Origin of the sequence: Brachybacterium tyrofermentans (genome assembly GCF_014897585.1) — a bacterium.
Lineage (GTDB): Bacteria > Actinomycetota > Actinomycetes > Actinomycetales > Dermabacteraceae > Brachybacterium > Brachybacterium tyrofermentans.
Genome location: NZ_JABUXW010000023.1, coordinates 21,226 through 42,331 on the forward strand (window position 1 = coordinate 21,226; position 21,106 = coordinate 42,331).

12 protein-coding genes are annotated in these 21,106 nt (G+C 70.7%); 7 read left to right on the forward strand and 5 right to left on the reverse strand.

What is annotated here, in order from left to right; translation table 11 throughout:
* Positions 1-41: 41 nt before the first annotated feature.
* From INT49_RS15865 to INT49_RS15875, 3 genes are all read right to left on the reverse strand, one after another.
* The gene (locus INT49_RS15865; protein ID WP_193118729.1) at positions 42-1,652 is read right to left on the reverse strand and encodes an APC family permease; all 1,611 of its coding nucleotides are present in this window, start codon (positions 1,650-1,652) and stop codon (positions 42-44) included.
* Positions 1,653-1,679: 27 nt separating this feature from the next.
* On the reverse strand, positions 1,680-4,484 hold the full coding sequence (locus INT49_RS15870; RefSeq protein ID WP_193118730.1) for an ExeM/NucH family extracellular endonuclease: 2,805 nt from the start codon (positions 4,482-4,484) through the stop codon (positions 1,680-1,682).
* 189 nt (positions 4,485-4,673) lie between these two features.
* Positions 4,674-7,238 carry a bifunctional metallophosphatase/5'-nucleotidase gene (locus INT49_RS15875; RefSeq protein ID WP_193118731.1) on the reverse strand — a complete coding sequence of 855 codons (2,565 nt, stop codon included), beginning with the start codon at positions 7,236-7,238 and terminating at the stop codon, positions 4,674-4,676.
* Positions 7,239-7,952: 714 nt separating this feature from the next.
* On the opposite strand from INT49_RS15875, the gene INT49_RS15880 reads away from it, so the two are divergent.
* Positions 7,953-9,404, forward strand: a complete 1,452-nt coding sequence (locus INT49_RS15880) for an NAD(P)/FAD-dependent oxidoreductase (protein WP_193118732.1) — start codon at positions 7,953-7,955, stop codon at positions 9,402-9,404.
* Positions 9,405-9,461: 57 nt separating this feature from the next.
* On the opposite strand, the gene INT49_RS15885 is transcribed toward INT49_RS15880, so the two are convergent.
* Entirely contained in the window at positions 9,462-11,174 is a 1,713-nt protein-coding gene (locus tag INT49_RS15885) for an FAD-dependent oxidoreductase (RefSeq protein ID WP_319021659.1), read from the reverse strand.
* Between the two features lie 300 nt (positions 11,175-11,474).
* Here INT49_RS15885 and INT49_RS15890 point away from each other — a divergent pair, with 300 nt between their 5' ends.
* From INT49_RS15890 to INT49_RS15915, 6 genes are all read left to right on the forward strand, one after another.
* Positions 11,475-12,701, forward strand: a complete 1,227-nt coding sequence (locus INT49_RS15890) for a Gfo/Idh/MocA family protein (RefSeq protein WP_193118733.1) — start codon at positions 11,475-11,477, stop codon at positions 12,699-12,701.
* Positions 12,701-13,693, forward strand: coding sequence for an ABC transporter permease (locus INT49_RS15895; RefSeq protein ID WP_193118734.1), 993 nt, complete (start codon positions 12,701-12,703; stop codon positions 13,691-13,693). Before INT49_RS15890 ends, INT49_RS15895 begins: the two co-directional genes overlap by 1 nt.
* A 4-nt stretch (positions 13,694-13,697) precedes the next feature.
* On the forward strand, positions 13,698-14,666 hold the full coding sequence (locus tag INT49_RS15900; RefSeq protein WP_193118735.1) for a carbohydrate ABC transporter permease: 969 nt from the start codon (positions 13,698-13,700) through the stop codon (positions 14,664-14,666).
* Positions 14,663-15,397 carry a DUF624 domain-containing protein gene (locus INT49_RS15905; RefSeq protein WP_193118736.1) on the forward strand — a complete coding sequence of 245 codons (735 nt, stop codon included), beginning with the start codon at positions 14,663-14,665 and terminating at the stop codon, positions 15,395-15,397. The genes INT49_RS15900 and INT49_RS15905 overlap by 4 nt, the downstream gene beginning before the upstream one ends.
* Complete coding sequence (locus INT49_RS15910) at positions 15,394-17,001, forward strand: type 2 periplasmic-binding domain-containing protein (RefSeq protein WP_193118737.1); 1,608 nt, start codon at positions 15,394-15,396, stop codon at positions 16,999-17,001. Before INT49_RS15905 ends, INT49_RS15910 begins: the two co-directional genes overlap by 4 nt.
* A gap of 248 nt (positions 17,002-17,249) precedes the next feature.
* On the forward strand, positions 17,250-18,362 hold the full coding sequence (locus INT49_RS15915) for an ROK family protein (protein ID WP_193118738.1): 1,113 nt from the start codon (positions 17,250-17,252) through the stop codon (positions 18,360-18,362).
* A 7-nt stretch (positions 18,363-18,369) separates the two neighbouring features.
* Here the strand turns inward: INT49_RS15915 and INT49_RS15920 are convergent, their stop codons facing one another.
* Positions 18,370-21,099 (reverse strand): DUF3488 and transglutaminase-like domain-containing protein, encoded by a 2,730-nt coding sequence (locus INT49_RS15920; RefSeq protein WP_193118739.1) that lies wholly within the window; start codon positions 21,097-21,099, stop codon positions 18,370-18,372.
* Positions 21,100-21,106 lie beyond the last annotated feature (7 nt).

Here is a 21,106-nt window from a genome sequence, read left to right on the forward strand (position 1 = left end):
TCAAGGCTTAATTAATCGCCGGGGCCAGTTGCGCGCAGTGATCAGCGGCGAGCTCTCACCACGATTGCGCGGTACGCGACGCCGATCCCGACCAGGACCACCCCGGCAACCACGGTGCGCCCCGGCAGCGCCGCCACCAGCACGACGCAGCCGATCAGTCCCCCGATCTGCAGCGCCTTGGGGAACAGCCGCCACTCCCCGGCCTGGGTGAACGCCGCGAGGTTGCCGATCGCGTAGTACAGCAGCACCCCGAAGGCGGAGGCGGCGATCGCGACCAGCACGTCCGAGGCCAGCAGCACCAGCGCGAGCACGGCGAGCGCCGCGACGATCTCGGCTCGCTGCGGCACGGCGTAGCGGTTGCTGGACTTCGCCAGGGGCCGCGGCAGGTCGCCGCCGCGGGCCATGGCGAGCATCGTGCGGGACACCCCGGCGATCAGGGCCAGCAGCGCCCCGGCGGCGGCTGCGACCGCACCGATCGTGATCACGACGGACCAGGCGCCGCCGGCGCCCACGGATTCCAGAGCGGTGAGGAACGGCGCGGGCCCCCAGCCCTCACCGCCGGGGGCGGGGCCGACGAGCACCAGCAGCGCGGACAGGCCCAGGTACAGGGCGCACACCATGGCGAGCGCGAGGAGGATCGCGCGCGGGATGGTGCGGCGCGGCTCGATGACCTCCTCGCCGAGGGTCGCCACGCGGGCGTATCCGGCGAAGGCGAAGAACATCAGCGCCGCGGCCTGCAGCACGACGAGGGCGACGCTGACGATCCCGCCGGTGCCGGCTCCGAGCACGGCCGCCAGTCCCCCGTCCCACAGCCCGGTGGCGGCGTCGGCGAGCGGGCCGGGCACGCCGCCGAACGCGGGTCCGGCCGACGTCATGTCCGCCGGTCCCGCGCCCTCGAGGATCCCGGCGCTGGGCCCGTCGCCGCGCACGAGGCCCACGAGCAGACGGCCTGCGGTCAGGAGCAGCGCCGCGAGGGCGATGGTCACGAGCACGCGGGCGAGTGCGGCGGTGCGGGTGATGCCCACCAGGTTCACCGCGGTCAGCGCCATCACCACGAGCACCGCGACGATCCGCTGGCCGGGTTCGGGCACCAGGTAGGCGGCGATGACCAGGGCCATCGCCGCGCAGGACGCGATCTTGCCGATCACGAAGCACCAGCCGGCCACGAAGCCCCACCAGGGACCGAGCTGCTGGCTGCCGAAATGGTAGGTGCCGCCGGAGCTGGGGTGCTGGGCGGCCAGCTGCGCGGTCGAGGTGGCGTTGCAGATCGCGACCACGGCCGCGATCAGCACGGCGACAGGAGCCAGCGCCCCGGCGAGGTCCTGGGCCGCGCCGAGGGACACGAACGCACCGGCCCCGATCATCGAGGCCAGGCCGATCACGATCGCGTCGCCGAGGCGCAGCCGACGGGCGAGCCGGCCCGGCGTCGGCGCTGCGCCGAGGCTCAGCCCCGGATCCAGCTCGGAGCCGGGGCCGAAGTCGCGCCCCCGGCTCGGGCCTGCGCCGCGAGCAGGGATGGCGTCGGCCCGGGATCCGGCCGTCGGACCGGGACCGGCTGTGGAGCTGGGGCCGGTAGCTGAACCGGGACCAGCCCCGGGATCCGCGTCAGGATGCGGGCCGGGGCCGGTGCCGGGACCAGATGAGGACGTCATGGGGTCCAGTCTCGTGGATGGGGCGGGTCAGCCGTTGCGACCGTTCGCGTTTCCGTTCCCGTTGCCATGGCCGTTCCCGTTGCCCTTTCCGTGGCCGTTGCCGCTGCCGTGCCCGATCCCGCTGTTCTCGCCGGGGCCGGAGCCGTTGTTCTTGCCCGGTCCCTTGTTGTCGTTCTCGCGGGGACCATTGCCGTTGCCATTGCCATTGCCGTGACCCTTGCCCGGGTGCTCACCCTCGCCGGGGTTGTCACCCTCGCCCGGGTCCTCGCCGTCCTCGCGGAATCCGGCGTCCAGGCCCACGATGATCGGGTCGTGGTCGGAGGAGCCGAACACGCCGGGCTCGTAGAGGTCGGTGGTGTTGTTGAGATAGCGCGAGTACTGGGTCATGACGGACTCGGCGCCGTTGATCTGCCAATCGGTCGCGCCGGTGACGCGCTCGGAGACGGAGGCGTTGCCCAGGACGTGGTCGAGGGAGCCGACCATGCCGCCGTAGCTGTAGGACCAGCCGGCGGGGTCGTGGGCCTCGGCGAGGTCCAGGAACCCGTCGGCGTAGAAGGTCTGGAGGGGCTCCTCCTGGGTGTAGGCGTTGAAGTCGCCGCCCAGCAGCACGTCCTCCACGCCGAGCTCCTCGGCGCGCTCCTGCGACCAGGTGTGCAGCGCCTCGGCCTGCTGCAGGCGGGAGGTGCGGGCGTTGCCCTGCACCGGGTCCGCGGGCAGGTCCGCGTCCTCGGCGTCCGCCGAGCCCTTGGACTTGAAGTGGTTGACGACGAAGAGGAACGGCTCGCCCTCGACCTGCTGATCGCCCTCGCCGGTCACCGGCACGAACACCTGGCCGATGGGCTCCCGGGCGTTGTCGAACGCCGGGTCGCCCGTGAGGATCTGGGCGTCGCCCTGCAGCTGCACCTCGGCGCTGCGGTAGATGATCGCGTTGGTGATCACGTCCTGCCCGCCGTCCACGCCCTGCGCGGCGTAGGCGTCCGCCGTGGGGACGTAGTCCCAGGTGCCCGCGCCGTCGTGCTCGTTCAGCGCGGCGACCAGGGTGGCGGTGGCCTCGTCGGCCTCCTCGCCCAGGCGGGCGGAGTTCTCGATCTCCATCAGGCCCACGACGTCGGCGTCGGTGCCGGAGATGGCCTCGACGATCTTGCTCTCCTGACGCTCGAGGTCGTCGGCGCCCCAGGCGCCGCGCAGGTCGCAGCCGCCGCGCACGGTGGTGCCGTTGCCCTCCATGTCGGTGTACGGCTCACAGCCGGGGGTGTCCTCGCCGAGGGTGGTGAAGTAGTTCAGCACGTTGAAGGTGGCCACCTGCAGGTCGCCGCCCACCTCGTCCGGGGCGTCCTGGCGGGTGTCCTCGAAGGCCACGCCGTCGGCCTCGGAGCTCTCCCAGGGGCTGGTGACGTTCAGCCGCCACTGGTCGAAGGAGTAGGTGACCACGACGGGCTGCTCGAAGCTGGGGGCGGCGCCGACGCGCACGGGCTCCTGCGTGGTCAGCCAGCTCATCGGCAGCTGCGCGTTCCGCGAGAAGTCGGTGGTGCGGCCGTCGTCCAGCAGCACCAGGTTCTGCGCCTGCTCCTCGAAGTAGGCGGTGGCCTCGGCGCCGGGAGCCATGATGTCGCCGGCCTGCTGGAGGGGCTGGTCGCCGATCGCGAGGCCCACCTCGCCGAACGTGTTCGTGGAGTAGACGTCGGTGACGGTGAAGTCGCCCTCGCCCGGCAGGTAGAGCATGTGCTCGAGGCTCTCGCGCTGGGCCTCCTGGGTCGGGAAGCCGCTGTCGATCGTGGCGGGCTCCACGGGCTCGAGGGCCTCGGGAAGCTGCTCGAGGCCCTCGGCGCCGACGGTGACCTGGGTGGAGTCGTGATACTCGGCGACCTCACCGGTCACGCGCACGGAGTCGCCGATCGCGACCTGGCCGGCGGTGTCCGGGGAGTACACGAACACGGCGGTGGATCCGGTGTGCTCGGCGAGGTCCAGGGCGCCGCCGGTGCCGCCGGTCTGGATGATGTAGCCGTCCAGCCCGCCGGTGGCGTACACCGCGGTCACCACGCCCTCGGTGATCACGGGCGTGCCCGCCAGCTCGGAGGCGGCGCCGGTTCCCTGGATCTCGGCGATCGTGGCCGGGACGGGGTCGACCGGCTCACCGGGATCCTCCGGGTCGCCCGGATCACCGGGGTCCGGCTCCTCGGCGCCCGACGGGGTGGGCGTGGGGGCGCCGGCGGTGAAGTCGGTGGAGTTCTCGCCGGTGGCGGCCACGCGGGAGACGGAGGTGGCGTTGGTGGTGGCGGGCGCGGGGGCCTCGCCCGAGAAGGTGGCGGCCTCGCCCCAGCCCAGGAGGTCCACGACGGCCGGATCCTCGGCGCAGGTGGCGCCGGTGCAGGCGAGCTTCCCCTCGGCGTTCGACAGCGCGAAGACGCCGCCGGTACCGAAGGCGTTGATGCCGGCCGTGAGATCGGCGCCGGGCAGCGGGTCGCCGTTGCCGTTGCCAGCGGCGAGCTGCACCAGGAAGGTGCCGCCGGCGGGGACGCTGCCCTGCAGCGCGACGGTGTTGTGGAAGGCGCCGGTCTTGGAGGCGTACTGCAGGGACCAGCCGTCGATGCTGAGGTCCTGGTCGGTGGTGTTGCGCAGCTCCACGAAGTCGTTCTGGAAGCTGGCGCCGGAGTTGCCTCCGCCGCCGTAGGCCTCGCTGATCTGCAGGTCGCCGGGGGCGACCACGGCGGCCTGGGCGGTGGAGATCAGGCTGGGGGCGAGGCTGAAGCCGAGGGCCAGAGCAGCTGCGGCGCTGCCGACGCGGGTCATGTGCGTCCGCAGGCCGGAGCCGTGGGTGGTGGCGGTGCTCATTCGGGGTCTCCTGGTGAGGCGGGGGTGGGATCGGCCCGGGGTGTGGACCTGGGGTGGGGCCAGCGGGTGGGTCGGGCGGTGGGGCTCGGCAGGAGGCTGGGCGCCGGCCGGAAGGCGGCAGATCATGCGGTCCGCACGACGACGGGGCCGGGCCGGTGGGGCTCGGCCCCGTCGTCGTGCGGGGTTCGATCAGCGGCGGGTCAGGCGGCGCCGCAGCCCGAGAGCGCCGACGCCGGCCAGCGCGATGACGCCGATCGCGAGGGCGAACGGGGCCACCTCCGCGCCGGTGCGAGCGAGGTCCGACGGGCCGTCGGCCTGGACGTCCGTGGAGTCGGTGTCCGCCGCGTCGGTGCCGCTCGTGTCGGTGCCGGACGAGTCGGTGCCCGTGCTGTCGGTATCGGCCGTGTCGGCATCGGTCATGTCAGCGTCCGAGCCGCCGGTGGTCGGCGGCACGGTGGTGTCGTCGGACGCGTCGTCGGCCGCATCGTCGGCGTCGTCCGCCGGCGGTGTCGTCGCGTCGTCCGCCGGCGGTGTCGTCGCGTCGTCCGCGTCGTCGGCCGGCGGGGTGGTGTCCTCGCCCTCGTCGCCCGCGTCGCCCTCATCGCTCGGGGGCGTCGTCGTGTCGTCGCCGTCCTCGCCGCCATCGCTGGGCGGAGGCGTCTCGTCCTCGCCGCAGACCTCCGGGGCGCCGCCGGCGGACCAGGTGAAGGACGGCAGCTCATAGGTGATCGCCGTGCCCTCGTCCGGGACAGCGGTGATGGTCAGCGGCACCACGGTGCCCTCGGGCACGCACAGCCAGTCCGTGAGGGCGACGTCGCCGACGTAGCGGCCCTCGTCCTCGAGGTAGGCGTAGGGCGCCTCGAAGGTGCCGTGCTCGCCGGCGTCCACGCTCACCGAGGTGATCTCGGGGGCGCCGAGGCTGAGGGACTCCAGGCCGCCCAGTCGCAGCACCGGATCGGTGTCCACGCCGGCCTCGGAGTCGTACTCGCCGCCGTCGAGGATCTGCAGGTCCAGCTGCTGCTGGGAGTAGTCGGGGGCGAGGTTCTCGTTCGCGCCCAGGTAGTCGATGAAGGCGTCGCGGTCCAGCACGCCGGAGTCGCGCACGTTCTGCGCCTCGGACAGCGCCCACATGTTGTCGCCGCCCTCGAAGAGGAAGCTCGCGGTGACGATCGTGTAGGTGGCGTCGGGATCGATCGGCTCACCGTTGATGCGGATGTCGACGATGTGGTCGTCCATCTCACGGGTGCTGTCCAGGACGTACTCGACGTTGTTGGAGACGTTGAAGGCGAGGAACTCGCTGGTGGGCGCACCCTCGGCGTCGCGCTGCCACTGCTCCTCGAGCATCTGCGCGAACTGGGCCCCGGTGACCTCGCCGGAGTTCAGGGTGTTGCCGAAGGGCACCATCGTGTTGGCCTCGGCGTAGGTGACCACGCCATCGCCCTCGGCGCCGGCCGCCTCGTTCCACAGCTCGGCGCGGATGCCGCCGGGGTTCATCCAGCCGATGACCTCGTTCTCGCCGTCCAGACCGGCGTCCTCGAGGTACCACTTCATCGAATCCGCGAGCATGTTGCCGGCGGCGGAGTGGCGGGAGCGGTCATCGCCCTTGGTGGTCGCCTGATCCGTGACCGGGGAGAGGGTCTGACGGATGCCGTTCTCGTCGTACTCCGCGACCGTGGAGTCCCACGAGGTCGTGATGTCGTCGGAGATCGTGCCGACCTGCTCGGCGCCGAGCACCTCGGCGTTGGCGATCGCGTCGGCGATGATCTGGGAGGCGGCGTCGTAGGTGGCATCCCCGGCGCAGGCGTCGAGGTCGGCGTTCTCGGTGGGGATCAGCTCGGTGCCGCCCTCGACCACATCCCAGTCCCCGTCGTCGCCGAGCGCGAGGGTCACGGAGCCGATGTTGGCGCCGCTGGAGCCGGTCTGCACGACGGGTCGCACCTCGCCGTCCTGGCCGGGCACCGGGGCGTCGAAGGCGTAGGTCTGGTGGGAGTCGCCGTTGAAGATCGCGTCGACCTCGGAGGATGTATCCGTGACGATCTCGTCGAAGATCGGGTCGGAGTTGCTGGGTGCGGAGCCGGGCTCCCCGTTGCCGGAAGCGCCTTCGTGGTACGAGGCCACGAGGACGTCATACTCCTCGCCGGACTCGTTCAGCTCGTCGATGGCCTTGTTGACACCCTCGACCGGGTTGCCGAAGGTGAGGCCCTCGATCGCCGAGGGGCTGACCTTGCCGACGGTCTTGGTGGTGACGGCGCCGATCACGGCGACCTTCACGTCACCCGCCTCGACGATCGCGTAAGGCTCCAGGGCGTGGCTGCCATCGGCGTGGTACACGTTCGCGGCCAGGTCCGGGAAGTCGGTGCGCGGGGAGATGCGATCGGTCAGATCGTCCTGGCCCTTGTCGAACTCGTGGTTGCCGATCGCGCTCGCGTCCACGCCGAGGGCGTTGAGGAAGTCGATGGTGGGCTCGTCCCCGTCGACGGCTGAGGCGAAGGCGCTGCCACCCACGTTGTCCCCCGCTGAGAGCAGAGCAGAGTTCGGGTGCTGCGCCTGGGTGCTGGTGATCGTGCAGGCGAAGGCGTCGCCGGCCCCGAGGGCGCCGTGGAAGTCGTTGAAGGTCAGCAGATTGACCTCGTCACCGCTCTCAGCAGCGACAGCAGCACCGAGCGGGACGACGGCCGACGCGACGACGACGGCGGCGGCCCCGAGGCCCACGGACGCGCCGCGCGCGAGGCGGCGGACGGGGGGAACGAACATGAAGGTCTCCTGGGAGTGATGTGTGCGCACGCCGTGCGCCTGGGGATATCTCATCCCATGGATTTCGCAACACGCTCGGGGTTCCCCGTTCCGGTTTCGACTTGTCACCGCGCGTTTACCGATCCCTGTGACTCGCACCTCGTTCATGACTGCCGCAAGGGGACGCCTTGACTCTTCCATGACGATCGCTCGCGCCCAGCGGGGTGGGGATCGTCCGTTCCGACCGATGGAGTCGACCGAGCCGACGGGCCGAGTGACCGACGGGCCGACGGGTCGACGGGCCGACGGGTCGACGGCCGTCGGGCAGACCGTCTGACCGACGGACGGACGGAGGGGCCGACGGGCGGACGGGCGGAGGGGCGGAGGGGTCGACGGACCTGACGCAGTCCCGAGAGAGAGGCGGCGATCACGGAGCATCCGCCCTGAGTGCGCTTTCCTTGTGACGCACGACGTGAGAGCCGGGGGATACGGTTACGTGACGGTCCGCGAAGTGGGTAGCATCGGTGAGTACTTCGGACGACACGCCTCCTCGCGCACTCGTCTCTGGCCCCGGGCCCGACCGGTCGTCGAGCTCGCCTCCCCGGGTCGCACCCGGCATCGTCCGCAGCTCGTCGATCCTCCTCAACCTCCAGCCGACGCCGGCTCCCCTGTCCAGGGACGCCATCGGTGCCCCGCCGGGACGCCGACCACCGTCACTCCAAGGAGTCAGTTCCCATGGTCCTGCCGATGCCGTTCCTCTCCCGCCGACCCACCGTTCCCGCGAAGGACGGCGCGAGCTGGCCGCACGTGATCATCCTGGGCGGCGGGTTCGCCGGGGCGCACGCCGTGGGGGCCCTGCGCGATGCGCGGGTGCGCGTCACCCTGATCGACCGCAACGTCTACAAGACCTTCCAGCCGCTGCTCTACCAGGTGGCCACGGCCGGCCTGAACCCGGGCGACGTCACCATGTTCCTGCGCGGCCTCTCCCTGAAGGTCCCGAACATGCGGTACCGCCAGGGCGAGGTCGAGGGGGTGGACCCCGAGCGCAAGGTGGTCAAGCTCGACGAGGGCCAGAAGGGCATCCACGAGCTGTCCTACGACTACCTGATCGTGGCCAACGGCGCGACGACCACCTACTTCGGCACCCCCGGCGCCGAAGAGCACGCGATGCCGATGTACACCCGCAGCCAGGCCCTCGCGATCCGCGACCGCATCTTCTCCGAGCTCGAGCGCTCCAGCCGTGAGGACGTCCGCGGCCACGACAAGCTGCACGTGTGCATCGTCGGCGGCGGTCCGACGGGCGTGGAGATCGCCGGCGCCCTCGCGGACTTCCGCATGCAGGAGCTGGACATCCTCTATCCCGAGATGGACCCGGGGACCTTGCAGGTCACGGTGCTGCAGCGCGGCGATGAGCTCATCAAGGAGTTCAGCCCGAAGTACCGCGAGTACGCCGCCGAGGAGCTCAAGGACCGCGGTGTCACCCTGCGCCTGGGCCACGGTGTGAAGGAAGTCGGCTACGACCACGTGGTCCTGGACAACGGGTCGATCCTCGAATCCGACATCACCATCTGGGCCGCGGGCGTCGCCATCCCCGATTCCGTCAAGGAGTGGGGCCTTCCGCAGGACAAGCGCGGACGCCTCGCAGTGGACGACTTCCTGCAGGTCAAGGGACATCCGGGCGTGTATGCAGCCGGAGACATCGCCGGCCAGGACGAGGCTCTCCCCCAGCTCGCCCAGCCCGCGATCCAGATGGGTCAGGCCGCCGCCCGCGCCATCGCCGCAGAGGTCGCCGGCAAGCCTCGCAAGAAGTTCAAGTACACGGACCTCGGCACCATGGCCACCATCGGCCGTCACGCCGCGATCGCCGAGATCCCGGTTCTCGGCGGGCTCTCCGGCGCGATGGGCTGGGCCGCTTGGCTGGGCGTGCACATCACCAAGATGATCGGGCACCGCAACCAGCGCGCCGTCGCGATGAACCTGATCTCGCTGTACTCGGGTTCCCGCGCCACCCACCAGCCGAACCCCGTGGTGGGCGAGGTCAACTCGCTGCGCGCGGCCCGGATCTTCGAGGAGCAGGCCGCCAAGCGGAAGTTCGGCAAGGGGGCCTGCGCCGACGCGCCGGCCGACGAGGCAGCGGCCGCCGCCGCCCCCGGGGCCAGCAGCGTCCCGGGCCCGACGAAGGACTGACGCGCACGGGGTACGGACCTCGTGTCCGTTGCCCCGCTGCCGCACAGCCCCGCTGCGTCACCGCAGAGCCTCGTCCGGTTCCGGCAGGCGCCGACGGATCGCCTCGGGCCACTCGAGCCGCACTCCTAGCTCGTCTCGGAGCAGCGCCTGCAGCTCCGCGACCCTCTCGGGGCTCGCGTGCACCTCGGCCGGGGTCACTCCACGACGGCGACAGATCTCGGCGAGCGCGCCGACGGCCTCGCCGATCGACCACTCCACGGGGTGCAGCCGATAGGCGCCGTTGGTGATGTGGGTGGTGCCGATGTTCTTGTTGGCCGGGAGCAGGTTCGTGACGTCGGCCGGGATGAGAGCCCCGAGCGGGATCTGGAACGGGAAGGAGTCGATGTCGACGTAGGTGCGGGCCGACGTCGACGGGTGCAGGTCGATCCGGTAGTGCCCCGTCCCCACGGAATCCGCGAACTCCGCGGGGCCGGCGAACTCGCCGCGCATCTCCCGGCCGATGTGCTCCTCCGTCACGGTGAACAGCGCGCGGATGCGGCGGGACTCACGGATGTAGGGCTGGCGGGCGAGCCCGTCGGCGGTTCCCAGGACGTCTCCGCGCAGCCGGAGCTCCGGGTACCCGTGCCCACCTCCGGTGCGGGGCGCCTCGGTCTGCAGCCAGTGCACGAAGGACAGGGTCAGCTGGCGTGCTTCGTCCTCGGCGCGCGCCCTCTCCTCGGCGCCGACGCCGAGCAGCGGCAGATCCCAGAAGTCGATCTGCGGCCAGTTGACCAGGCTGATCTCCCCGCCCGGGGTGCCCGGCTCGAGGACCTCCTGGGAGCGCACCCGACGGTAGTGCCACATGCCCCGTCCGTCCTGGACACCCTCGTCACCGACCGGATCCTCCAGGAAGACCGGGCGGTGGCGCACCTCGAGCGTGATCGGGTGGACGTCGTCGAAGGAGAGCTGCGGGCCGGGCCAGAAATCGGGGACCACGGTCGCGTACCGCTCGTACAGCGCGGGTCGGGGCACCAGCTCCCGATTCCCCGGCGCCCATTCGAGCGCGCAGCACCAGGTGATCGCCTGCTGGTCGAGGGGATCCGCCTGCTCGGGGGCATGGAGCTCGCCATGCTCGCTGCGAGCTTCCGCGCCGATCACGTGCTCGACCTCCCCGAGCTCCAGCAGATCGCCGAGCTCGGTGGCGTCGACGATCAACGGAACCCTCAGGATCGTCTCCACGCCGGTCCGGAGCTCGCGGACGACCACCGAGCTGATCCGGTCTCCGTCACGCTCTGCCGCGGTGGGTTCGTGCTCGCGCAACCAGGTGATCTGCCCGCTGGACAGCAGCGGGGAGAGCATCTGCTCGAGCACCAGCGCCCCGATGCGGGGCTCATGGCAGAGCTTGGACACGAAGCCCTTCCCCGGGTTCAGCTGTGCATCGGCCCGGGCGCTCTGCGTGAGCGGGAAGTTCTGCCGATAGTGCTCCCGGACCGCCTCCCGGAACTCTGTGTAGCTCGCCGAATTCGGGTGGGACTCCACCCACGCGGACTCGTCCGGTGGGACGCCCTGCACCGTGAGCTGGCCGCCGAGCCAGGGATCCGCCTCCGTGAGGATCACGCGATGGCCGAGCCGCGCGGCGGTGAGAGCGGCCGCGACCCCTCCGAGCCCGCCGCCGATCACGACGAGATCGGCCGCCAGCTCGCGCGGCTCGGGTGCTGGCGCTGGCGCCGGTGCGGGCTCGGGTGCTGGTACGGGATCTGGTGCTGGTGTGGTCGTGCCGGGAGAGGTCACCGATTCATCCTGTCGAGTCGGAGGAGGTGGCCGCAGGATATGCCGCAGCCCACGGCCGCGGGGGCGAAGAGCGCCTGACGACGAGCCGATTTCACTCCCTCGAGGAGCCTCGTTCATCGTCATGAGAAGTCGCGTTCATGGTGACCAGGACGCGGATCTCGGCCCCAACGATCCAGTTCCCAGCTCGGGGTTGACATGGGTCACAGATCGACTCTAGGTTCTGTTACATCCTTACGTAACCTCCCCTCACCCCCACCTCGAGCGGCACATCCACCACTCTCCAGCATAGGTGTCCAGTCCATGAATACTGCCCGAATAGCCACGAAACAGCTGAGAGTCGGCCTCGTCGGCTCCGGCCAGCGCGCCGCCTCCTATTTTCGTAACGTCCCGGCAGATATGGCGGATTCTGTCGACCTCTCGGCGATTTCGGATCCAGATCATGAGCGCCGCGAGGCCTTCGCCGGTCTCTTCGCCGCACAGCCCGACTTCCATGACGATGGCGTGGAGATGCTGCGCGATCGCCACCTCGACGCCGTGGTCGTCGCCTCCCCGAACGACCAGCACGTGGCATACGCGGTCGAGGCGATGCGGCAGGGGCTTCCGCTGATGCTCGAGAAGCCGGTCGCGACCACCGTGGAGGGGCTCTCCGCGCTCTGGTCCGCGGAACAGGCACGAACCGCGTCCCGCACCGTCGTCGGATTCGTGCTGCGCTACACGCGCTTCTACGAACGTGTGCGGGAGATCGTCCGCTCCGGCCGGCTGGGCGAGATCCTCTCGGTCCAGGCCGACGAGAACCTCGGCACCGGGCTGACGCTCATGCAGTACCAGGGCTGGCGACAGGACGTCGGGCATTCCGGCGGCTGGATGCTCGAGAAGTGCTGCCATGACGTCGACGTCCTGGGATACGTCCTGGGCAGCCGCCCCGTGCGTGTGCACTCCATGGCCTCGGCCCTCGCGTTCCGGCCCCGCGCGGAGAGCGAACAGCTGCCGCGGTTCCGCCCGACCGCCGGGCCCGGCGAGCTCGACTTCGGGGACGAGGCGACGAAGAACGCTCTGCGCTCGAGCACCCAGCACTCCCCCTACGGCCCGTCCGGTCTCCCGGACCGCCAGGTCGCGACCTTGGAGTTCGGCAACGGTACGCTCGCCACCTTCACCGCCGTGATGGCGCAGCCGCGCTCCACCCGTCGGCTGCGGATCTTCGGGACCGAGGGTCTGCTGGAGGGCGACCTGAGCGCCCGGACCCTCGATCTGTCCTTCCCGGATCCCGCCGGTGGAGCCGGGTCCACACAGGAGCACGAGAGCGTGCAGATCGGCGCGAGCGGCCACCACGGAGGCGACGAGATCCTCGGTGAACTGTTCTGGCGTCTCGCCGCCGGGGAGGACCGGACCCCGCGGGCCGGTCTCGCCGAGGGCATCGACGCGGTGCTGTGCGCGATGGCCCTGCAGGACTCGGCCCGCACCGGGATGCCGGTGCACCTCGCGGATCTGCGTCGTGCGGTCTTCGGCGCCTCGGAACCGGTCGCCTGATGTCCTCCGCGTCCCCGTCGGCCACGCGTACGTCGACCGCGTCCCCGCCGGCCGACCAGCCCGCGGCGTCGTTCCCGCAGCCGTCGCGCCGGCGCCGGCTGCGTCGGCGCGTGGTCGCGAGCTGGCAGCTGTATCTCCTCGCCGCCCCCGCCCTGATCTTCTTCCTGATCTTCAACTACGTCCCGATGTACGGGGTGCAGATCGCGTTCAAGGACTTCATCGCGAGCAAAGGGATCGCCGGCAGCCCCTGGACCGGGTTCGAGAACTTCGAGCGCTTCTTCGGGTCGTTCTACTTCTGGCGCCTGCTGAAGAACACCCTGGTGCTGAGCGTCTACCAGATGCTCCTCTTCCCGCTGCCGATCATCCTGGCGCTCGCGCTCAACGAGCTGAAGAGCAGGTTCTTCAAGCGGTTCACCCAGACCCTCACCTACGCACCGCACTTCGTCTCCACGGTCGTGGTGGTCGGCATGCTGTTCGCCTTCCTGGACCCCAACACCGGGCTGCTGAACCATCTGCTCGGGCTCGTCGGGCTCGACCCGATCCAGTTCATGCAGGATCCGGCCTGGTTCCGTCACCTCTACGTGTGGTCCGGGGTGTGGCAGTCGCTGGGGTGGAGCACGATCATCTACCTCGCCGCGCTGGCCGGTGTGAACCCCGAGCTGCACCAGGCGGCGGAGGTCGACGGCGCGAACCGCCTGCAGCGGATCCGGCACGTGAACATCCCCGCGATCATGCCCACGGTGGTCATCCTGTTCATCCTCGACTTCGGCAGCTTCATGTCCGTCGGCTTCGAGAAGGTGCTGCTGATGACCAACACCCTCAACGCCGAGACGGCCGACGTCATCCAGACCTTCGTCTACGAGACGGGACTGATCCAGGGCCAGTACAGCTACGCAGCTGCCGTCGGGCTCTTCGACTCGGTCATCAACATCATCCTGCTGATCACCGTGAACCAGCTGGCCCGCAAGTTCTCCGAGAACAGTCTGTGGTGATCCCATGAACACGACGACCAAGCTGCGCCCCGGCGGCACAGCGTCCGACGACTCCCTCAACGGGTCCCCTGTCGAGCACCGCGCCGTGGGCAGCCGCGACGATGCGTGGTTCGACCGCTTCAACGTGCTGTTCGTGCTGTTCGTGGTGCTGGTGATCGGCTATCCCCTGTGGTTCGTGGTGATCGCCTCGATCAGCGACCCCCACGCCGTGGAGACCGGGAAGGTCTGGCTGTGGCCTGTGGACGTGACGCTCGACGGCTACCGCCGGGTGTTCGGGCAGGCGGCGATCTGGATCGGCTACCGCAACTCGATCGTCTACACCCTGGTGGGCGTGGCGGTGCATCTGGGCCTGATCCTGCCGTGCGCCTATGCCCTGTCGCGGAAGCACATGGCGGGACGCACCGGCGTGACCTGGTACATCCTGTTCACGATGCTGTTCTCCGGCGGCATCATCCCCACCTATCTGCTGATCAAGGATCTCGCCCTGCTGGACACCATGTGGGCCGTGATCCTTCCCGGCGCCGCCGGCGCCTGGTCGATCCTGGTGGCGCGGGCCTTCTTCACCCAGACGGTGCCCGAGGAGATCGGCGAGGCCGCCAAGGTCGACGGGGCGAACGACGTGCAGACCTTCTTCCGCATCGCGCTGCCGCTGTCGGCCCCGATCATCGTCACGCTCGCGCTGTTCCACGGCGTGGGGCTGTGGAACGAGTACTTCAAGGCGCTGATCTATCTCTCGGACCGCGACAAGTTCCCGCTCCAGCTGATCCTGCGCGAGCTCCTGGTGGTCTCCGAGGACCCGTCCGTCGGCGGCGGGGGCGGCGGTGATGCCGGCTCGATCGTCGAGCAGGTGCGCCTGGCGTCGCTGATCAAGTACGCGGTGATGATCGTGGCGTCGCTGCCGCTTCTGATCATCTACCCGTTCCTCCAGCGGTTCTTCACGCAGGGCGTGCTGATCGGGTCGGTGAAGGGATGAGCGCCTCCCGAACCCTGGCCGGCCTGGACGCCCTGGTCCATCGCGCCGTGCAGCTGGTGTGGCTGAACCTGTGGTGGAGCATGCTGACGCTGCTGGGCGGGGTCGTGCTCGGCGTCGGGCCGGCGAGCGTCGGTGCCCATGCGGTGGCGAGCGCCTGGGCACGCGGCGACCAGGACGTCGACGTGCCGCGCACCATGTGGACGCACTGGCGATCCCACTGGGGCCGGTCCGCCGGGATGGGCCTGCTGGCACTCGCCCTCGCGTCGTCGCTCGCGGTGACGTGGTGGATGTCCCGCGGGGTCCCGCCGATCCCGTCGGCCGTCACCCAGGGGATCGTGCTGCTCACCGCGCTCCTGCTGGCCGCGTCGCTCCCCTACCTGCCATGGGTCCTCGAGCAGATCGATCCGGACGCCCGCCCTCGGGTCTCCGTCATCGTCGCCTCGGCGCTCGCCCACGCGCTGAGCCGGCCGGTGCTGAGCCTCGTCGTGGTCGCCGCCTGGATCGGGTGGCCGACGCTGCTGATCGTCTCGGGCTGGCCCGGCCTGCTCCCCGTCGTCGGCGTCGGCGTCCCGTTCGCCGTCTCCGCGTGGTGCCTGCACCGCGCGTTCCCCCACCCCGTCCACGCCCCGTCCATATCCGTGTTCGCCGACGGCTCCCCCGCTTCCACGTTCTCCCGCCCAGGCCACCCGGCCGTGACGAGTCCCCTGCACGACCTCGAGAGGAAATCATGACCCGTTCACCGTTCACCCGCCGTACCGTCCTCGCGTCCTCCGCCGTCCTCGCCTCCTCCACCGCTCTGGCGGCGTGCGGCGGCGGGGGTGACGAGGGCGGGGACACCGCCGAGAAGATCGAGAACCCCGACGAGAACATCAATCCCGAGGGCCTGCCGATCGTCGAGGAGGAGATCACGATCTCCTTCATGTCCCGTCGGTCCAACGCTTCGGCGGAGGACTGGAACGAGGTCGCCGCGGCGCAGACGACGCAGGAGCTCACCAACATCGAGGTCGACTGGGGCCTGGTCAATGAGGAAGCAGCTATCGAGCGTCGCAATCTCCTTCTGACCAGCGGCGACTACCCCGAGGTCTTCTACCGCACGGGGGTTCCCAGCGGCGACATCGCGAAGTACGGAGAGCAGGGCACGTTCATCCCGCTCAACGATCTGATCGAGAAGTACATGCCCAACCTGACGGCGCGGATGGAGGAGTACCCCGCGCTCCGCACCGGCCTCACCTTCCCCGACGGGAACATCTACTCCCTGCCGGGCATCTACGACCCCACAAGCCTCGGTCTGCGCTACCAGACGAAGTTCTGGATCCGCCAGGACTGGCTGGACCAGTTCGGCATGGCGACCCCGGAGACGCTCGAGGAGTACCAGGCCTACCTCGAGGAGGTCGCTGCGAGCATCGAGGGCTCGATCCCGCTCGGCGGCCAGGACATGGGCTCCATCCTGACGAGTCTGTACGGGACGTTCGGCCTCGCGAACCACGGCAACGATGCCGGCCTCATCGACCTCGACGCGGACGGCAAGGTGCGCTACTTCCCGGCCAGCGAGGAGTACCGCGACCTGTTGTCCTTCCTGGCCGGCCTCTACAGCAAGGGTCTCCTGCAGCAGGACATCTTCGCCACCGACGCCGCGGCGTTCAGCGCGAACGGGACCGAGGGGCTGCTGGGCTCCTGCGGGGTGCAGACCCCGTCGGGCTACTTCGGGAAGGAGGGCGACAACTACGTCGCGCTCAAGCCATTGGTGCGCAACGCCGGCGACGAGCCGGCCTGGCACGCCGTGCGGTCGGAGCTCTCCTCGATCGGCAACTTCGTGATGACGGACAAGTCCGAGCACCCCATCGAGATCGCCCGCTGGATGGACTTCTGGTTCGGTGAGGAGGGCGCCAAGCTGTTCTTCCTGGGCGTCGAGGGCGAGAGCTATGAGGAGGTCGACGGGCGTGACGAGCTGATCCCGGAGCTCCTGGAGGACAAGACGGTCGACGAGGCCCTGAAGCCGTACGTCCTGTACCTCGGGGGCTGGTACCCGGGCTGGGCCACGGACGACTGGTTCCGCGGCGTCGAGACCTCGGAGCAGTCCACCGAGGGATCCAAGGTCGTGGAGCCGTACGCCCTGAAGGAGGTGTGGCCCGCGTTCACCTTCACCGCAGAGGAGTCGCAGCAGATCACCACGATCGGCAACGACATCTCGAAGTACGCCGAGGAATCCCTCGCCGCGTTCGTCACGGGTGACCGGTCGCTGGACGAATGGGACGACCACGTGGCCACCTTCGAGCAGATCGGTTTGGCAGATTTCGTCGCGGCGCACCAGACCGCCTACGAGCGCCGTTCCTGAGGCCACCTCCGTCGTCGTGCCCGGCAGGCCAGGACTGCCGGGCACGACGGCCGACGACTCGACGCCCCAGGGCACGACGTCAGTGGGCAGAGCGTCCAGGGACCCAACGGGTACCGTGAACGACCTGAGGGCCGCGGACCGGACGGACCGCCGCAGTCCGGACATCGAGCCCCACCGCCGCTCCTGCGAGACCTCCGTTCCTGCTCTTCCGACCGCCCCGTCCGCGATCGATCTCAGAAAGTCCTTCCATGACGACGAGCCCTTCGGGCGCCGGCACCTCCGGCGCCGACACCACCCTGGTGCGACGGTGGAACCGCAGCACGGTTCTCGCCGCCCTGCGCACGGGTCCCGAGAGGACGCTCACGGAGATGGCCCAGGCGACCGGGCTGTCCCGGCAGACCCTCACCGCCGTGTTCACGGAGCTCGACGACCGGGGCCTGGTCCAGGTGCACGCACCGGCCACCGGGACATCGGGCCGCCCCGCCCGCCGGTACAGCTTCCAGTCCACCGCCGGCTACGTGCTGGGCCTCTACTTCTCCCCCACGCAGGTGCTCGCCCTGGTCACCGACCTCGACGGCACCATCATCGCCCGCGAGCACGCCGCGACGCCACGTGATCTCCCTGCCCCGGACAGGCTGCGGAGGGCGCGCGAGATCTCGCTGCGGGCCACCGCGCCCGCCGGAGACGTCTGGGCGGTCGGGGTCGCCACCACCGGCGTCGTCGACCCCCAGGGCACCGTGCGCAGGGCGAGCCAGATCCCCGGCTGGACCGGGCTCGATCTCGCAGGCACGACCGGGTCGTGGTTCCACAGCGCCGCGGTCGCCGGGAACGACGGCACCCTCGCCGCGCTCGGCGAGAAGTGGCAGGGCGCCGCGCGGTACGCGAACGACGTCGCACTGATCCTCTCCGGTCGCCCCACCGGACAGGGCATCCTGCTGGGGGGCCGCGCCCATCACGGCAGATCGGGCGCCGCCGCCGAGCTGGGTCGACTCCTGCACGACCAGACCTGGAACGCCGCCGCCGTGCTCGAGGAGGCCGGCCGCAGCGCTGAGGAGGTGTTCCGCGCCGCTGCCGAGGGGGAGCAGAAGGCCTCCGAGCTGGCCGATCACCTCGCCCACCACACGGCCCGCGGCGCCTCCGTGCTCGTCTCGGTGCTGGACCCCGAGCTCGTGGTGATCGCCGGCGAGTTCACCGCCGGTGGGCAGCCCTTCGTCGACGCCACCCGCCAGCACCTGAGCACGATGTGCATCAATGTCCCCGAGGTGGCCCTGTCGGTGCTCGGCGACGACGTCGTCCCCCTCGGAGCAGCCCGGCTCGCCCTCGACCACCTCGAGGAAAGGGAGTACGTCCTGGACGCGTGACGGGGAGTCAGCGAGCGTTGCGGATCAGGGTGGCGAGCAGATCGGCGTCCCGGCGCAGGGCGGGCATCTCCGGCGTCGGCTCACCCGGCGCGACCCCAACCACAGGCCCAGCCCCGGCTCCAGTCCCGGTCCCGGCCCCAGCCCCAGCCCCAGCCCCAGCCTTCGTCGAGTGCGACGTTGGCGCGGGTATCGAGGCGTCACGACCGCCCGAAGGTCGCACTCGATCGTCCAGGTGAGGCTCGGGGGCATGCGGGGACGCGTCGCCAACCACGCGGCTGCTCGACGCCGGCGGGGCGCCGACCGAGGCCGGCTCCGGGAGGGGCGCGGCGTACAGAGCGGCGGTGTAGGCGGACGCGATACGGGCGGCAGCGGCGCGATGCTCGTCGGTGACCTCGACATCACCCTCGTCGATCTGGTCCAGGAGGTCCCCGAGGGCGCGCGCAGGGGGCAGGGCGCCGTCGAGCGCGAGGAGCCGCGGCGGCGCGCTCCAGGCGCCGGTCCAGCCCAGCCAGCGGATGGCGACGGAGCGCACCGTCAGCTCGCGCCCCAGCTCAGACCACGCCAGCTCGCCGGCGCGACGCCGCTCCCGCTCGGCGACGATCGCGGCATCGAGCCTGCCACCGCCGCTGCCCGGACCGCCGCCTCCACCGCTGCCGCCGCCGTCACCAGCACCGCCCTCACCACCCCCGCGCACGAGGCTGTTCCACCGCTCATCGCGCAGGGTCACGCGGTGACGACGGATCAGCACCACGGCCGCCGCACCGCCGGCGGCGACGAGGAATCCGATGGTGAGGCCGGTGAACAGCCCGCTCTCCACCCGCTTCACGGTCACGGGGTTGGTCACTGCTCCCCCGCCGTCGGAGGCCGAGGCGTCGGTCGTCTCCTCGGGATCATCCGTGGTGGTGGGGTCCTCGCTGGCCGGGGTCGTCTCCTCTTCCGGAGTGGGTGAGTCGCTGGGTTCCTCGGAGGGCTGCTGCTCGTCCTGCGCAGTGGAGCTGTCCGAGGTGATCCCCGGAGGCGTCACCCCGTTCGCGGCGGCGGCCGGCGTCGGCTCGAAGCGCACCCAGCCGTATCTCGCCCCGAACCACACCTCGGGCCAGGCGTGGGCGTTCTTCGCGCTCACGGACCACTCGTCGCCGTCCTGCTTCCCGGGGGTGAAGCCGATGGCCACCCGGGTGGGATATCCCTGCGCGGTCATCATCAGGGCGAAGGTGGCGGCGAACTGCTCGCAGTAGCCGATGCGATCGGCGAGGAACGACTCCAGCGGGTCCTCCCCCGGCGGGGAGTTCACGGTGAGGGAGTACGCGAACTCGCTGCGGAAGTAGTCCTGGTAGGCGACGGCGGTGTCGAAGGCGTTGTCGGCGCCGGCCTCGTCGGCGACGTCCACGGCGAGGTCCTGGGCGATCTGGGGGACGTCCTGGCGGGAGATGTACCCGGCGTTGAAGGGCTGCTCGAACACGGCGGGGTCCACGCCGCGCAGCTGGTCGGCGGTGGCGTTCTCCGGCGCGGTCAGCACGGTGTAGTCCAACCGGCTCAGATCGGCACGCACCCCGCGCAGGGCGATCTCCCCGCTGGTCGGCTTCAGCTGCAGGTCCCGGGAGATGTCCGCCTCGTCCGTCGTGATGCCGCGGATCCGCTCCGGCGCGGGCAGGCGGTCACCGGCGAGGTCCAGCACGTGGAACTCGGTGCGCAGCAGGCCCGCGTCGTTCCCGGCGGCCGGATCGGTGCCGTCGGAGGCGTCGGAGTACGCGCCGACCCCCATCGCGGGGCTTCCGCCCTCGTCGGCCGTGTTGCGGAAGGTCTCCCCGTCGAAGCTGTTCAAGGTGCGCAGGCGCAGGTAGGACGGCTCCTCCGCGGAGGTCGAGTAGCGCAGCACCTCGACGTCGCGCTGCTGGAGCAGGGAGCGGCGCACGGAGATGTCGTCGTCGATCATCACCGGGCCCAGCGACGGCAAGTCGCGGTTCTGCCACTGGTTGATCACGTCCATGTTCAGGGCGACCTTCGTCGGGGCCACCTTCGGGAGCGCGAGCCCCACGGGCACCGTGAGCGCGGCGACCAGCAGCACGCACAGCGCGGCCGCCCCGGTCGCGCGGGCGGGGCTGGTGAGCGGGCCCGCCTGGGGCCGACGGTCCCCTTCGAGATACCGCGGATCGGAGTGCACGGTGCGGGTGGCGAGGATCAGCAGGCCGGCGACCACCGGCCCCATGACTGTCCACCAGGCGCCGCCGGAGGGCTGCTGGAGGGCCGGGATCAGCAACGATCCGAGCAGGGCGAGGCCCACGGGGGTGTGCCACCCCAGGTCCACGAACACGAGGTCCAGCAGCAGGGCGCCGAGGGCGAGCACGAGCATCACGACCACGGTGCCGCGGGAGCCGAGGGTCAGCGGCGCCATCCCGCCGGCCAGCTCGTTGAAGGCGCCCGGGAAGATCGAGGCCTGGGCCTGCACGAGGGCGAGCGGTCCGTCACCGAGGTCCACGAGGCCGTGCCCCATCTCGACCACGACGAGCTGCACCACGACCACCAGCATCTGCACGAGGGGCACCAGCAGCGGGGGGCGCAGGAACTGGCGCAGCACCATCCCGGTGACGATCACGGGGGTCGAGGCGGTCAGGGTGAGCATGAACCAGGAGGAGCCGGCCAGCAGCATCGACAACGGGGCGGACGCGAGCAGGATCGCGACCAGCAGCAGGAGGGAACGACCCACCAGGTCCCCGCCCTGCAGCAGGGGGCGTCCCATCAGTGGG